This is a genomic window from Pseudomonas sp. LBUM1645 (genome assembly GCF_059716185.1).
In genome coordinates, this window is sequence record NZ_CP166811.1 from 831684 (window position 1) to 846052 (window position 14369).

Genomic DNA, 14369 nt, shown 5'->3' on the forward strand with positions numbered 1-14369 from the left:
TTTTTGCTCATCCGTCGTCCTTGCCCAAACGCTGCCGGGTAGGCCGGCCGCCGAGTAAGCCTTCCTGGTCTGGCAACATCTCGCCGATGTGCAGGCCGTGATCGTCGATGTGGTACTGGCGCAGCTCATCGGAGTGGGCGCTGGCCCGTACCTTGACCACGGCCATGATGCGCAGCAATCGGCTCTGCACTTCAATGTAGCGCTGAACGATGATTGCGTCGGTAAGAAATGCTGTGCCGTAAGGGCTGAAACGCAGGTCGGTGTAGCGGTCTTCCAGCTCTGAGGTCATCAACACGCTGACCCCGACGCTCGTCAACGCAGTGACCATGCGCGACAGCGACTCGCGAAAGTCTTCGCGGAAGGTCGGCGCGAGCGCCAGTTCGAAGCCCGACAACGAATCGATTACCACACGGGTGGCTTTCAGTCGGCTGATCTCGCTGAGCAGCAATTGCACGATCTCGTCGATGGACAGGTCCGGTGCGCGGCTGTCCACCAGACCGACCTGTCCGTTCTGAATCAGGCTCGCAAGGGTGGCGTTCTGGGAGTGATTAGGCCGTTGTTCAAACACCGCGATCACGCCGGTTTCACCATTTCTCGCGCCTTCGGCCAGGAAGGTGGACGCCAGAATGCTTTTGCCCGAGCCCGACGGCCCGGCCACCAGCAAGGAATAACCACGGGGCAGGCCGCCGCCAAGCATCTCGTCGAGCTGTGGCACACCCATTTTCAGGCGCTTGATCGGGAACTCCAGCGGTGCTTCAACCGAGTTGAGTGGCGCAGGCGCAAAGACCTTGATCCCCGATGTCGCGATGCGGAAGGTGTGCAGCCCTGGCAGCGTCGGCTGGCCGCGCATCTTCATGATTTCCATCTTGCGCACCATGGAATTGCGCTGAACGCTCTGGCGCAGCCAGATCAGGCCATCGGCCACGGTGAAAATCGGGTTGGTGTCGGTTTCGGTGAAATATTCGCCAATCAGGAAGGTCGTCGCCTGCCAGGTGGTCATCAACATGCCCAGTTGCTGAACGAACTGCGGCAGGTTGTTGTTGGGGTTGTCCTGGGTCTGGCTGGCCAGCACCACCGAACGGAACGAGTCGACGAACACCAGTGATGGGGAGTGAGCCTCCACCTCGCTGACGATGCGCCGCAGCACTTCGTCCAGATTCCCGGCCAGGGTGTCGTCCGCCAGGTTGATGTAGCGGATCGACTGGTTGATCGCTTCGCTGTCGAAAAAGTCGAATTGCTGCTGATAGCGCAGCATCTTCAGCGGCGGCTCGCCGAGCACCGTAAAAAACAGCGCAGGGCGCTCGGGCGTCGCCAGGGCGAACATCATCTGATGCGCCAGGGTGGTTTTGCCACAGCCTGGGGGACCTGCGATCAGGTTGAACGAAAACTCCGGCAATCCTCCGCCCAGCACCTCGTCCAGTCCTGGCACGCCGGTGGCCAGACGGTTGATAGTCACTTTGGTGCTCATGGCGAAATTTCCTGCGAAGGGGTGTCGCTCAAAAAAGGTTCCCACATGCCACGAAGCAAACGTGCGGTGAGCGAGGGCCCGATGAGCGTGGTCAGCAGCTCGTAAAAAGTAGTCAGCAACACTTCACCGAAAAACAGCGCATCGGTGTCGCTCTGCTCAACGATTACGGACTTGAGCGCAGTCAGATCCATGCCGGGCGGCACTCTGTCATAGGTGCGGGCCAGACGCGGATGAGTGGAGGCGCAAAGATGGAGGCTGCGGCGATAAAGCGCGGCAACCCCTTGCTGGCCGATAATGGGCGTGAGGGCTACATCCATATCCCGCAAGGTTGAAATAATCGCCTGGGCGATCCTTGCAATGTCAGCGTTGGGGCCAACACGGTGCGCCAGAGAAGCTACGATCTGACGGCTCTCTTCGCTTAGCGTGGGCATGGCTAACTGATATCTGGTGGACAGTGTTTGATGGTACACCCTATAGGCGTATCGGGAGCGATTTGCGTCAGGGGATTGCGGCAGGGCCTGGCTCTTACTAGCACATGGCGCTATAAAAACCCCCAGTTTGCTGCGCAAACAAGGAAACATCGCCTTTTTTGGCGAACATGGAATTTTACTTTAAGGATGATGCATGGAGCTTTCGTTACCCCTGCAATTGCACTCAATGAGCTTGAGGGCACCCGACCCCAGCCTGTGTAAACCGCTTCAGGAGGCCCTGAATGCCAGTTATGTCGCCCACTGCGAGTTTCTGCCGTGGGCCAGGTCCCACACGTCCGAGGACGAAGCGCGCGCGTTTTTGCTGCGGGCGGCCGATGATTTCAACAGCGAAACAGGCGAGCGGCGTCTGTTTATCGTGACCGATGACGGGCAGGCGGTCATTGGCTGCATTGGTTTGAAACCCCGTGGGCGCAATCGCTATGTCGTGGGTTACTGGGCCAATACCGAGTACTCGGGGAAAGGTTACATGCGACGGGCGCTTGAGCTATTAGTCAAAAGCCTGCCCGGTTGTACGTTTTACCTGACGACCTCCTCGGCCAATGGGGCGAGTCAGCACCTGGCTAAAGCGTCCGGGTTTGAGCTGATCAGAACGGCCCGGCAAGCTCGGCATTCGGAACGCCATGGCATCCAGGACACGTATTTGTATCGTTTGAAACGCCCGCAGGAAACAAAACAGCAGGCAAAAAAAAGCCCGCGGGAGGGCGGGCAAACCGTAGTTTCTTGAATGAGCGAGCGCAATGTACCCGTTGGTGAAAGGTCGTGGGGTGAAGAAAAATTCATGTCGATGAGTGCCCGCCGCTTCACGCCCTGAGACATGCCTACGGCAAATGATCCGCCGCAAAGTCCGCTTCCGAGCGCGCCCGCAAACGGCCCTTGCGGCAGGCTTGCTGGAATTGTTCGAAGTCGCGCTCATTCTGCGCGGTGTAGCTTTGCGCATATTTGAACAACGCGTCGGCCAGCGCATCGCTTTTACCGATGTAGCCGCTGATGTGTGCGGCGTTCCCGGATGATTTGGCATGGGCGCGGGCTAACGCGCGGCCACAAACGCGTCCGTAGGCGGCGAAGGTGTCCGCGTCGAACGTCTCGAGTTCAGCCGAGACTTTCATGTCGCGCAATTGGCGCACATAGAAGTGTCGCCCACTGGGGCCGGTGGTCCAGCCGAGGAACAGGTCACTGGCCGATTGCATCAACCGTTGGCCATCGACCACGCGCTGACCGTTATGCCGCACCCGCAATTTAGTCTTCACATAATCGGCAAGCACCGAACGACGTGCCTCCTTGAACTGCAGGAACAGCGGGAACTCCTGATCATCGGTCAGCAGGGCCACCAGGCATCGAGTCCCGACGCTGCCCACACCGACCACTTTGAACGCCATGTCGTGGGCATGAAAACGCGACAACAGCTCGCGACGGTCGGCTTGCAGTGTGCCGGGATAGTCGCGCATGAAAGCGTCATAAAGCGCACGCCAGTTCGACAGGCGCAGCCAGTCGTCGTCGGCATCCAGCAGCGTGGTGTTTTCGTGTAAATGGAAAATTTCCGGCAGGTCATCGCGAATGATCAGTCGGCCATGTGCGTCACGTTCACTGATTTTCGGTAGCAGTTCAGCATGGGTGCGACGCTCGGCTTTTTCGATGGCGCGCTCTACATGCTCCAGTGTCGCTTTGCTCGCCTGCTGCCGCAGATCGCGGTAACTGATGGACTCGTACCAGGTTTCCATGGCGCTTTGTTCGGCGCATTCGAGCATGGTCTGTTGGTAGGCGCCGACCACCTGGCGGCAGACCGCTTCTTCGACCGTGTCGCCATGGCGCAGGTCGCGCGCTGCCACCACGAAACTTGCCACCAGCCGTTTCAAGTCCCACTCCCAAGGGCCGGGATGGGCTTCGTCAAAATCGTTGACGCTGAACAGCAGATTGCGTTCCGGCGTTGCAAAACCGCCGAAGTTCATCAGGTGACTGTCGCCGCAGATGGGCGATACCAGACCCATGTTGGATGTTGCGGCCAAGTCGTGGGCTTGCAGCAGGGCGTTGCCGCGATAGAAGGTGAACGGCGAGACCAGCATGCGGCCGTAGCGCAATTCGACCAGCGACTTGATGCGGCCTTCACTGGATGTTTTGATCAGCGGCAGCGGGTCGCGATTTACTTTCCCCATGGCCGCCTGCGAACTGCGGGAGCAGTTCTTGCGAGCATCCTTGCCTTGCTTCAAGCGGTCTTTGAGGGTGGTCATGGGGGCTCGTTTGGTGAGTGTTTTCGAACGTGTGAGAGATGAGTGTAGAAGGGCTTCGCGTCGTTATCCGAGGAATGTATGGCGATAGGGTCATTGAAAGTGGGAGCTTGGCGGTACGCGGGGAAAAGACCATTGGCTTTTGATAAGCTCTACAGTAAGTTACATTAAGTGAAACTTTCTGTTGAGTCATTGCTCATGCAGCCACACTCGAAATCCACCCAGCCGATGGGGCGTCTCCTCCGGAAACTGAGCCACCTGGCCAGTGATGAGCGCTATCTGTTCACCCCGGACGATCTCAGGGCTTTGGTACCAGATATTTCCGAAGGAGCCTATAAAACATTGTTGAGTCGTGCAGCTTCTGACGGTTATCTGACACGAGTGTGCCGAGGGCTCTACTTGTTTGACGCGGCCAAACCGTCTAGTGGGCTGGTGCTGTTTCACGCGGCCGCCCGGCTGCGTGCCATGCAGTTCAATTACATCAGCCTTGAAACGGCGTTGAGTGATTGCGGGGTCATCTCTCAAATCCCCATCAACTGGATCACGCTGATGTCATCCGGGCGCAGCAGCACTATTTCATGCGGCCGCTGGGGCACCATCGAGTTCGTACACACACGCCAGAAGCCTCAGGACCTCGTTGGCCAGGTTCACTATGACGCTCGTTGCCGGCTATGGCGTGCGGCACCGCAACAAGCATTGCGAGACATGAAGGCAGCGAAACGAAATATGGACTTGATCGATTGGAGCGTTGCCAATGAGTTTGTTTGATGAGCTGGTAAATGAAGCATTAAAAAACAAACAGGATCTCGCGCCGTTGCGGGTCGTCGTGGAAAAGGAATTACTGCATCACGACATCATGCTGGCGCTGAGTTCGGCCGGTATGCTCGCAAAACTTACCTTCATCGGCGGCACCTGTTTGCGCACCTGCTACGGGTCCAACCGTTTGAGCGAGGACCTGGATTTTACCGGGGGAGCAGATTTCAATCGCGAGAGCCTGACCGAGCTAGCCCAAGTATTAGTCACCACACTAAAAACCAAATATGGTCTTGAGGTCGAAGTCGGTGAGCCTGTTCGTGAGGAGGGTAATGTCGCTACCTGGAAGTTAAAGGTCCAGACCCGGGCAGGCCGCAAGGATCTACCGGCACAGCGCATTAATATCGATGTGTGTTCCATTCCAAGTTATCAGCCGCAGCCTATGCAGTTGCTTAATCCTTATGGTGTCGACATGGGCACGAGTGGCTTGATTTTGCAGGCTGAAACACGCGAAGAAATTTATGCCGACAAGATCGTGGCTTTTGCTCTGCGTCCCAACCGAATCAAGAACCGTGATCTCTGGGATATGGTTTGGCTGCGTCAGCTGGGCATAACGCCACAACTGGATTTGATATCGAAGAAACTAGGCGATCATCACTGCGAGCAGGATGATTTCTTGAGGCAGTTCAAAGAGCGCTCCGCACAGCTTGAGGCCGATCCGAAAGTTGTCATTGAATTTCGCAAGGAAATGAGTCGGTTTCTGCCGGGTGAGTTGGTAGCGCAAACCGTGAATGAGCCTGCGTTCTGGACATTTTTGGTGGGTCATATACGTGAGTTGTATGTGACGACAGAGAAAGCGCTGAGCGGCCATGAAAGCGTTCAGGGCTCGGGCTTCAAAATGTAATGCCGCAGGAATAGGTGGCGGCAGGAAAAAAATGGGCGACTTCGCCAACGAGCATCCTTCAATACTCTGTCACCCCAAAAGCCCTCAAAACCCACCCGGCTTCACCAGGCATCAACGTGTACTGAACCTGCCGAATTTTTCCCGTCCTGCCCGCATCGGCATCCGTGCTGTCATAAACCGGGAACCGTTGCACCAACGCATTTTCCACCACGGCAAACTCATCCTCGCCCTGGTAGCCCACCGCTGTTTTCGGGTTCTCGCTGACAGGGGGTAGATAAATCTCGCTCAGCGATTTCTTGCGGTTGGCAGCGTAAGCAATGAGCTCTCCCGGCATCCCGCGCCCCGGTGACCTGATGAAGACGTAAATCTCTGGAGAGCCATTGCGATCAAGGTCGGCGACCTCCGCTCGGACGATGGTGCCGGTGAGGGGGCGTACGATCTCTGAGTTATCGATTTCCAGACCTTGGGGGGCAATGCGTAGAGCACGATTTCCATCGACCGACACGCTGGTCACGTGAAAGCCAATGCCCTGCAATTCAAGTGTCTGGTCGAACGGCTGGTTGCGATCCGTCGTATCACCCGAGAGGCTTAATGAAAGGCTGTAGTTGGCCACTTCATTGCGCCGAGCGGCGTTGCGCATCAGGTATACCTGAACCGTATATTCGCCATCGGCGGGCAATGGTCCCAGAAAGTGATTGCCCATGATCGATCCGTTAAACAACGCATAGTCCGCACCTTTCGCGGTGATGTTGAAGTAGGCAGAGGCGTTGGAAGACTTGAAGTCCACGGTCATCATTTGGCCGGCCTTGGCGTTTAGACGGTACTGCGCAGTGAGCGGGCCTTTGATGGCTCGGGCGAACCTGACGGTGTCGGAGCTCCTTTTGAAGGTGACCTGCTCGACATGAGGGGGGGGCTCGGTGGCGGCGTGTACAGGCACAGAAACCATGGCGGCCAGGACGGCTGCGATCCATACGTTCATGTTGATCTTCCTGAGTGCGTTGGTTGCTCAAGCGGTCGCAGGTAAACCCGCAGCATAGGTCCCGTTGCGATTAATCGCCGACTTATACGTTGATTACAGCTCACTCGATTTGAGCGTGTGTTTGAAATGATGTTTCCAAAGCCTGACACCCAACTCTCCTGTCAGGCCTGCTTTTGCCGGGGATGGTGATGCTGCCTACAGAAATGACCAAACCCCAGATGCAACAAAACCCGCACTTGGCGGGTTTTGTTTTGCTTCGTATTTGGTGGAGCCGGGGGGATTTGAACCCCCGTCCGCCAGTACTCCGCTGTCGGTACTACATGCGTAGCCGTGTCTATTAAGTTAACCCTCAGCGACCCGACGGGCAGGGTGCTTTGGGCGAGTTGTGTAAGTTTTAGCCGCTTCGTCCACAACGTACTGCACGGCGATTCTGTTCTATATGACAATCACTTTGGGTTTACAGACATCCCCTGATGATTGCTGGACCCGAAGGTACCAGGAGGGAAGGGCTAAGGCTGCTTACGCAGCGAGAGCGTATTCCCCGTAGGTTTCGTCATTGGCAACTATAGAAAGTTGCAACAGTGGATTTACGAGTTCTGTTACCAACTCGGCATGCACCTAAAGTTTCGCAACCGGCGTCGAATCCTAAACGGCCCCGAGCCTGTTGCTCTGTGAATCAAAGTGAGCAACAAGCCTGCGCAGTGTACGTCAACACGCGTGAGAAGGCCAACCCGAAGGTTGGCCACCACCGATTATGGGGTGGGTTGGTTGCGCTGTTGGTCAGCGAGTGACATTGCCTGGGTGGCCTCGGTGACACATTTTTTGTCGTCCCCGGAAGCTTTGGACGCTTTGGCGCTGGACATCAGTCTTTTGATCTCCATTGTGGTGTTGTTGGCGCTCGCCGGCAGTGAATTCACTTTGCTTTCGAGCTCTTGCAGCTTGCTCGTACAAAGGTCATTGTCCGCAGCAAATACGGGAGAGGCCAACATTGCAGCAGAAATCAACAGACCAGCGAGTGCGGTACGTTTCATGGATATCTCCTTGAACTGATGGTCTCGGTGCTGCCGTATGAGTGGGCGGCTCGGCCGAGGTCGGAAAATAAGCCACGATTGATGGGGCCTACTTAAAAGACTACGGCGCGGCGCAGGAATTCGTTTTTAGCAGAATGGCTATGAAAAAATTGTTTGATAGACGCAATGGCATTAAAAGCGGGCGCAATCGCTTCTTTTCGCTGGTGGCCACTTCCACATGACCAACCCCAGATGCAACAAAACCCGCAATTGGCGGGTTTTGTTTTGCTTCATATTTGGTGGTGCCGGGGGTGCCACAAGGCCAACCCGAAAGTTGGCCTTGTGCTGGATTACTTCCCGCCTTTGTTCGCGTTCTTGATTTGCTGGATGGTTTGTTCGGTCTCGGCGATGCAGTCATCAGTCCCTTCCTTGGTGCCTTTTGCCTGATCGGCTTGGGCTTTCTTGACGCTATCCATTACCTGTTCAGTCATATCCGGAGGAGTCTGTGCCCTGGCATTTTCGATGGTTTTCAAGTTGACCGAACAGAGGTCTTCGGCGGCAAACGAGGTGGACGCCATCAGTGAGACAGTAACGAACAGACCTAACAGTACAGAACGTTTCATGTGTATCTCCTTGAGCTGAGGGACCAGGCTGCGCTGGCCGTCAGGACGGGCTGCCGAGTTTGGGTAAAGCCCGGTAACGTCCGGGCTTATTCTGTGGACTATGGCAGCGCGTCAGGGTTCTATCTTTCTTGCGTAACCCTTGCCTGCGTTACCCTGTCCACCAAATAGACTAGCCCGTGGTAATCAATTCCGCCGTGTTGCGTCAGACCGATCTCACAAGTGCGGCTGGTCGAAATCCCCTCGCTGCATTGCTGAACCGCGTCCTTGAGCGTTCTTAACGAGTGCGCGTTCAGTTCCGGCGTGGTGAAACCCTTGTCGCCAGCAAACCCACAGCAATGAATGCCTTCGGGGATGACCACCGTTTTGCTGCACTTGCGCGCCAGATCGATCAACGCCTGACTTTCCCCAAGGTGCTGGGTGCTACAGGTGACGTGCACTGCGATTGGCGCGTCCTGCGGCGTGAAATCCAGACGATCCATCAGATGTGTACGAATGAAACGCACCGGGTCGTAAAGGTCCAAGCGAACATCACCCAGGTCCTGGGCCAGTCGCAAGGTGCAGGGGCTGGTGTCGCAGTAGATCGGGTCGAGCCCGCCGCGGCTGGCGTGCAACAAGGCGCCGATCAGTTCCTGGCGTTTGTGTTCGGCCTGTTCGGCGTAGCCCTTGGAGGCGAACGGTTGCCCACAGCAGAGGTTGTCCAGGTTGTCCGGGAAGACCACTTGGTAACCGGCCTTTTCCAGCAGCCCACGGGTTTTGTCGTACAGCGACATCTGCTCTTTATCACCCGCCGCCGGGCCCATTGCCCGCGACACGCAGGCCGCGAGGTACACCACTCGAGGGCGTTCGTCCGACTCGGTCGGGCTGAAGCGAATGGCTTTTTCCGGTTGCGGCATGGCGTTGGTCCACTGCGGGACCTGACCTTTGGATAGGCGCGTCAATGTTGCCGAAAGCTTCGCCAATCGTGGCGCCCCCAACAGCATTCGCGCACCGTTGGCCACGTGCAGGGTGAAACGTGCACCTTGCAGCGCGGTGGCGAAATTGCCTTCCAGCCAATTGGCGGTTTTTGTATGAGTTGCCTTCCGGCTGCGGAGCTTTTTCACCAGCTCGCCGGTGTTGATTCCTACAGGGCAACGCTGCGCACAGAGTCCCGTGGCGGCGCAGGTGTCGATGCCTTGGTATTCGTAAGCGGCTTCGAGTTCGGTGGTATCCACGCCAGCGCGTTTCTTCGCCTGAATGTCACGCCAGATCACGATGCGCTGGCGCGGGCTCAGGGTAAGGCCTTTTGACGGGCAGACCGGTTCGCAGAAGCCGCACTCGATGCACTTATCCACAATCTCATCGGCGGCTGGCAATGGCTTCAGGTGTTTGAGGTGGATCTGCGGATCCTCGCTGAGCACCACGTCCGGGTTGAGAATGCCATTGGGGTCGAGCAGACGTTTAAGCTGCCACATCAACTGGTAGGCATCGCTGCCCCACTCCAGTTCGACAAAGGGCGCCATGTTGCGACCGGTGCCATGTTCAGCCTTCAGCGAACCGCCGAACTCCACCGCCACCAACTGCGCCACGTCGTCCATGAACGCCTGATAGCGTGCGACTTCTTCCGGGTTGTTGAAGCCTTGGGTGAAGACGAAGTGCAGATTGCCTTCCAGCGCGTGTCCGAAAAGGATCGCTTCGTCGTAGTGATGTTTGTCGAACAGCTCGATCAAACGGTTTACGCCGATGGCCAGTTGTTCAACCGGGAAGGTCACGTCTTCGATGATCACCGTGGTGCCGGTTTTGCGCACGGCGCCGACGGCAGGGAAGGTGTCTTTGCGGATCGCCCACAGCCGGGCGTTTTCCACCGGGTCTTCGGTGAAGTCGACCTGTTTTTCCACCGAGAACGAGGTCAACGACGCCATGATGTGCGCCAGTTGTTCCTGCAGCAATGTGGACGATGCGGCGCGGGATTCGATCAGCAGCGCGCAGGCATTGTTCGACAACTGTTGTACGAAAGCGGGCATGCCGGGTTTGTCCTGCACTGAACGCAGACTGCGGCGGTCCAGCAGTTCGACGGCCGACACCGGTTGGCTTTTCAGCACAGTCACGGCGTTGCAGCAGGTTTCCACATCCGGGAACACGATCAGCGCCGAGGCCTTGTTCGGATGGTCGATCACCGTGTCATAAGTGACCGCGCTGATGAAGCCGAGGGTGCCTTCGGAGCCCACCAGCAAGTGGCTCAAGATATCCACAGGCTCGTCGAAATCCACCAGCGCATTGAGTGACAGCCCGGTGGTATTTTTCAGACGGTATTTGTGGCGAATTCTCGCCGCCAATTCGGCATTGGCGCGGGTTTCGCGGCCCAACGTTGCCAGGCGTTCAAGCAGCGAAGCGTGGCTCTCACGAAACGCAGCAACACTCGCCGCATCTTCGGTATCGAGACGGCTGCCGTCGGCCAGCACCAGACGAATGCCAGCCAACGTGTGATAGGTGTTTTGCGCCGTGCCGCAGCACATGCCGCTGGCATTGTTGGCGACGATGCCGCCGATTTTGCAGGCATTGATCGACGCCGGGTCCGGGCCGATCTTGCGCCCGAACGGTGCCAGCCACGCGTTGGCCTGTGCGCCGATCACACCCGGTTGCAGACGGATTTGCGTGCCTTGGCCACGGATCTCGCGACCGTTCCAGTTATCCCCCAGGACGATCAACACCGAGTCACTGATGGCCTGGCCAGACAGGCTGGTGCCGGCGGCGCGGAAGGTCACCGCGACCTGATCCCGTTGCGCCAGTTTGAGCAGCGCGACGACTTCATCTTCGGACTCGACACGAATCACCAGTTTCGGAATCAACCGGTAGAAACTGGCGTCGGTGCCGAAGGCCAAGGTCGACAGCGGGTCGTCGAAACGTCGCTCCTGGGGAATCAGTTGCTGCGCATCTCGCAGGAAAGCCGCTGGTAGGTTCATTGGTCCTCCAGAATCATGACCACAAGGTCTTTCGGACCGTGAGCGCCGTAGGCCAGGACCTGCTCGATATCGGCGGTTTTCGACGGGCCAGACACCAGCAGGGCGTTGGTCGGCATGCCTTGGGCCCACTCGAACTCCTGCTGCACTTGATAGAAGTTGTCGCGGATTTCACTGGCCTTGAGCAAGGCGAAATGCACCGGTGGCACCAGGCTCATCAGGCGCGGTTCTTCCCGCGTCGGCCAGAGAATCAGGCTACCTGTGGCGGCGATTGCACCGAGGGTGCCGGTCAGGCTGGCCGGCGTGTCGTTGAACAATTCGGTTTTCCACTCTTCAACCGGACGGTCGTAGGATTTGAGCGTTGGCAGATCAGGATTTTTCGCCCAGTGCTGAGTGACACGTTGCCCGTGAGGTGTAGTCGGTGCGATCAACAAACTCGGCAGCTGACGGTCCCGCAACAACTGAGCAAGCAACGAAGGCCAACCTTCGCCGGACGTCAGATGGATTTCGGTGTGCACCGCTTCCATCAGTTTGCGCAGCTGCGGGATGCGTTGTCCGGCGGTGTACGTGTAGGGCGCTGTCACCAGTTCGACGTCGAACTCGTCAGGCACGGGCGTGGTGTCGGTCAGACTTTTCCGTAACTTGGCGAGGATATTTTGCTTGGCGCTCATCAGCGATCTCCCTGTTTGGCCAGATGTTCGCGGGCCATGTCATGCAGTGAGCGGGCAGCGGGTTTCGGTGCGCTGTGGTTTTGCGTCCAGGGGCCGACATTGCTCGGTGCCAGCGTGCGCAAGCGAGTGGCGAAGAAACCGAACAGGCGATAAAGCGTGGGTGAGCTGTTGAGCTTCGCCCAGGCATTCCAGATAAACCGTTCTTTGCGCGAGTACTTGCTGCCCTGGCCGCGCATCACTTGATGGAGGCTGTCCGGGGCTTTGACGTTCTCTTCCCGTAGGCGACGCAGCAGTGCCGGAATCGGAATTTTTACCGGACAGACTTCGCCGCAGGCGCCACACAGCGACGAGGCGCTCGGGTGGTCCGGGACTTTCGCCAGGCCGACCATGTGCGGGGTGATGATTTTTCCGATAGGCCCAGGGTAAACCTCCCCATAGGCGTGGCCGCCGATTCGGGTGTAGACCGGGCAATGATTCATACAGGCGCCGCAGCGGATGCAGTTCAGGGTCTGGCGTAATTCGCTGTCGGCGAAGGCTTGACTGCGACCGTTGTCGAGCAATACCAGGTGCACTTCCTGAGGGCCGTCGAGTTCATGTTCCTTGCGCGGGCCGGAGATCATGTTGACGTAGGTGGTGATTGGCTGGCCGAGGGCTGAACGGGTCAGCAGTGATAGCAGCGGCACCACATCGCGCAGGTTTTCCACGACTTTTTCGATGCCGGTGACGGCGATGTGCACCGGTGGCACCGTGGTGGTCATGCGCCCGTTGCCTTCGTTTTCCACCAGCAGCAAGGTGCCGGTTTCGGCCACGGCGAAGTTGACGCCAGAGACGCCGATGTCCGCTTCGAAGAATTTCTGTCGCAAGACCTTGCGACCGATCTGAATGAGTTGGTCAACGTCCTTGGTGTATTCCACGCCAAGTTTGTCGTGGAACAAGGACGCGACCTGACCGGCATTCTTGTGGATCGCCGGCATAATAATGTGTGAAGGCTTCTCGTGGTCGAGCTGGACGATGTACTCGCCCATGTCCGATTCCAAGCATTCAATGCCCTGTTCAGCGAGGAAGTGATTCATCTCCATCTCTTCGCTGACCATCGATTTGCCCTTGATCACTTGCCGCCCCTCGTGAGCGCGGATGATCGAGAGGACGATGCCATTGGCCTCGTCCACCGTTTCCGCCCAGTGCACTGTCACACCGTTGCGGGTCAGGTTCTGTTCAAGCTGCTCGAGCAGGTCGGGCAACTTGGATAACGCACGGGCGCGGACAGCATTGCCCAGCACTCGTAAATGTTCTCTTTCGTGGGCATCGCTGAAGGACGCTGCCCGTTTTGTCATCAGCGAATCCATCGCCGTGCGAAAGTTATTTCGCAGTTGCTTGTCACCCAACGCCTTGTGAGCCCGGGTGCGAAAATCTTCTTCCACGGCAACCGTAGGAATAATCGCGGAAGCGTTCATAGAACACCTCCGGTTCGCTGCCAAAGGAAGCTGGCCAGGTGTTGGCCGCGCAATGCTTCCTTCTGTTTCTCCAGTGAGCCGTTGATGTTCATCAGGCAACCGCAGTCGGCACTCAGTACCTGGTGCGCGCCGGATTCCTTCAACGACCGGGTCTTGTCAGCCACCATCGCGCCGGAAATGTCTGGCATACGGACGCTGAAAGTCCCACCGAAGCCACAGCATTCACTTTCATGGCTGTGGTCGACTCGCTCCACGTTACGCAGCTGCGCCAACAACTCGCGGCCATGCAAGTGGGTGTTCATCTCACGGCGTGCCGAGCACGACGTGTGCAATGCCACTTTGACTGGCTCGCCACTGTCCTTGAGCTGCACCTTGCAGACAAATAACAGAAACTCGGCCAGTTCATAAGTCCGGGCAGCCAGCGCCTGAACCTGTTTCAGCGTGTCCGGCTCGTCCTTGAACAAGTCGGCGTAGTGTTCGCGCAACATCCCGGCACACGATCCCGATGGCACCACCACCGGATAGTCCCCGGCAAACAGCGCCAGTTGCGAGCGTGCCACGGTCCTCGCCTGCTCGGTGTAACCCGAGGTGTAGGCCGGTTGCCCGCAGCAGCTTTGCCCCTGCGGATACTCGACACGAATGCCTTCGCGTTCCAGCAAGTGAATCGCGTCCATCCCGGCTTCAGGGTAGAACAAATCCACCACGCAAGTTCCGAACAGGTAGACCCGTGACGGTTTCTCGCTGGGGTATTGCCGAGGCTCGGGCAGTGGCGGGGCGACGCGGGTCGCATTCGGAACAGCGTTGTAAAAAAGCTCGCTCATCAGGCGTGTCTCCGGGGGGGCCCGGTTATCCGTCTGT

General features: G+C 57.7%; 13 protein-coding genes and 1 other RNA gene. 3 read left to right on the forward strand and 11 right to left on the reverse strand.

The features are described from left to right. Window positions 1-7: 7 nt before the first annotated feature. On the reverse strand, window positions 8-1468 hold the full coding sequence (locus ACA079_RS03525) for an ATPase domain-containing protein (protein WP_497702602.1): 1461 nt from the start codon (window positions 1466-1468) through the stop codon (window positions 8-10). Then, entirely contained in the window at window positions 1465-1899 is a 435-nt protein-coding gene (locus tag ACA079_RS03530; protein WP_497702603.1) for a hypothetical protein, read from the reverse strand. Before ACA079_RS03530 ends, ACA079_RS03525 begins: the two co-directional genes overlap by 4 nt. 193 nt (window positions 1900-2092) lie before the next feature. On the opposite strand from ACA079_RS03530, the gene ACA079_RS03535 reads away from it, so the two are divergent. Continuing rightward, window positions 2093-2683 (forward strand): GNAT family N-acetyltransferase, encoded by a 591-nt coding sequence (locus ACA079_RS03535; protein ID WP_497702604.1) that lies wholly within the window; start codon window positions 2093-2095, stop codon window positions 2681-2683. Window positions 2684-2777: 94 nt separating this feature from the next. Here ACA079_RS03535 and ACA079_RS03540 read toward each other — a convergent pair whose 3' ends face one another. After that, entirely contained in the window at window positions 2778-4184 is a 1407-nt protein-coding gene (locus tag ACA079_RS03540) for a DUF2252 domain-containing protein (protein ID WP_497702605.1), read from the reverse strand. A gap of 168 nt (window positions 4185-4352) precedes the next feature. Here ACA079_RS03540 and abiEi point away from each other — a divergent pair, with 168 nt between their 5' ends. Both abiEi and ACA079_RS03550 read left to right on the forward strand, forming a co-directional pair. Continuing rightward, window positions 4353-4949 (forward strand): type IV toxin-antitoxin system AbiEi family antitoxin, encoded by a 597-nt coding sequence (gene abiEi / locus ACA079_RS03545; protein ID WP_497702606.1) that lies wholly within the window; start codon window positions 4353-4355, stop codon window positions 4947-4949. Continuing rightward, complete coding sequence (locus tag ACA079_RS03550; protein ID WP_497702607.1) at window positions 4936-5838, forward strand: nucleotidyl transferase AbiEii/AbiGii toxin family protein; 903 nt, start codon at window positions 4936-4938, stop codon at window positions 5836-5838. Before abiEi ends, ACA079_RS03550 begins: the two co-directional genes overlap by 14 nt. A 58-nt stretch (window positions 5839-5896) precedes the next feature. Here ACA079_RS03550 and ACA079_RS03555 read toward each other — a convergent pair whose 3' ends face one another. From ACA079_RS03555 to ACA079_RS03590, 8 genes are all read right to left on the reverse strand, one after another. Further along, on the reverse strand, window positions 5897-6817 hold the full coding sequence (locus ACA079_RS03555; protein ID WP_497702608.1) for a hypothetical protein: 921 nt from the start codon (window positions 6815-6817) through the stop codon (window positions 5897-5899). Window positions 6818-7080: 263 nt separating this feature from the next. Beyond that, window positions 7081-7474: a transfer-messenger RNA gene (ssrA, locus tag ACA079_RS03560) on the reverse strand. A gap of 95 nt (window positions 7475-7569) precedes the next feature. After that, a complete protein-coding gene (locus tag ACA079_RS03565; RefSeq protein ID WP_497702609.1) occupies window positions 7570-7848 on the reverse strand; it encodes a PA2433 domain-containing protein in 279 nt (92 codons plus the stop codon). A gap of 329 nt (window positions 7849-8177) precedes the next feature. After that, window positions 8178-8450, reverse strand: coding sequence for a PA2433 domain-containing protein (locus tag ACA079_RS03570; protein ID WP_497702610.1), 273 nt, complete (start codon window positions 8448-8450; stop codon window positions 8178-8180). A 119-nt stretch (window positions 8451-8569) separates the two neighbouring features. Continuing rightward, window positions 8570-11389 (reverse strand): FAD-binding and (Fe-S)-binding domain-containing protein, encoded by a 2820-nt coding sequence (locus ACA079_RS03575; RefSeq protein ID WP_497702611.1) that lies wholly within the window; start codon window positions 11387-11389, stop codon window positions 8570-8572. Beyond that, the gene (locus ACA079_RS03580) at window positions 11386-12057 is read right to left on the reverse strand and encodes a LutC/YkgG family protein (RefSeq protein ID WP_497702612.1); all 672 of its coding nucleotides are present in this window, start codon (window positions 12055-12057) and stop codon (window positions 11386-11388) included. Before ACA079_RS03580 ends, ACA079_RS03575 begins: the two co-directional genes overlap by 4 nt. Further along, window positions 12057-13511 (reverse strand): LutB/LldF family L-lactate oxidation iron-sulfur protein, encoded by a 1455-nt coding sequence (locus ACA079_RS03585; RefSeq protein WP_497702613.1) that lies wholly within the window; start codon window positions 13509-13511, stop codon window positions 12057-12059. The genes ACA079_RS03580 and ACA079_RS03585 overlap by 1 nt, the downstream gene beginning before the upstream one ends. Beyond that, window positions 13508-14332, reverse strand: coding sequence for a (Fe-S)-binding protein (locus tag ACA079_RS03590; protein ID WP_497702614.1), 825 nt, complete (start codon window positions 14330-14332; stop codon window positions 13508-13510). Before ACA079_RS03590 ends, ACA079_RS03585 begins: the two co-directional genes overlap by 4 nt. Between the last annotated feature and the right edge of the window lie 37 nt (window positions 14333-14369).

Bases quoted from the DNA above. Each gene is read 5' to 3' on its own strand.
- ACA079_RS03530 (WP_497702603.1), bottom strand. From the start codon at position 1,899: ATGCCCACGCTAAGCGAAGAGAGCCGTCAGATCGTAGCTTCTCTGGCG.
- ACA079_RS03540 (WP_497702605.1), bottom strand. From the start codon at position 4,184: ATGACCACCCTCAAAGACCGCTTGAAGCAAGGCAAGGATGCTCGCAAG.
- ACA079_RS03585 (WP_497702613.1), bottom strand. From the start codon at position 13,511: ATGAACGCTTCCGCGATTATTCCTACGGTTGCCGTGGAAGAAGATTTT.
- ACA079_RS03550 (WP_497702607.1), top strand. From the start codon at position 4,936: ATGAGTTTGTTTGATGAGCTGGTAAATGAAGCATTAAAAAACAAACAG.
- ACA079_RS03525 (WP_497702602.1), bottom strand. From the start codon at position 1,468: ATGAGCACCAAAGTGACTATCAACCGTCTGGCCACCGGCGTGCCAGGA.
- ACA079_RS03590 (WP_497702614.1), bottom strand. From the start codon at position 14,332: ATGAGCGAGCTTTTTTACAACGCTGTTCCGAATGCGACCCGCGTCGCC.
- ACA079_RS03555 (WP_497702608.1), bottom strand. From the start codon at position 6,817: ATGAACGTATGGATCGCAGCCGTCCTGGCCGCCATGGTTTCTGTGCCT.
- ACA079_RS03570 (WP_497702610.1), bottom strand. From the start codon at position 8,450: ATGAAACGTTCTGTACTGTTAGGTCTGTTCGTTACTGTCTCACTGATG.
- ACA079_RS03535 (WP_497702604.1), top strand. From the start codon at position 2,093: ATGGAGCTTTCGTTACCCCTGCAATTGCACTCAATGAGCTTGAGGGCA.
- ACA079_RS03580 (WP_497702612.1), bottom strand. From the start codon at position 12,057: ATGAGCGCCAAGCAAAATATCCTCGCCAAGTTACGGAAAAGTCTGACC.
- ACA079_RS03575 (WP_497702611.1), bottom strand. From the start codon at position 11,389: ATGAACCTACCAGCGGCTTTCCTGCGAGATGCGCAGCAACTGATTCCC.
- ACA079_RS03565 (WP_497702609.1), bottom strand. From the start codon at position 7,848: ATGAAACGTACCGCACTCGCTGGTCTGTTGATTTCTGCTGCAATGTTG.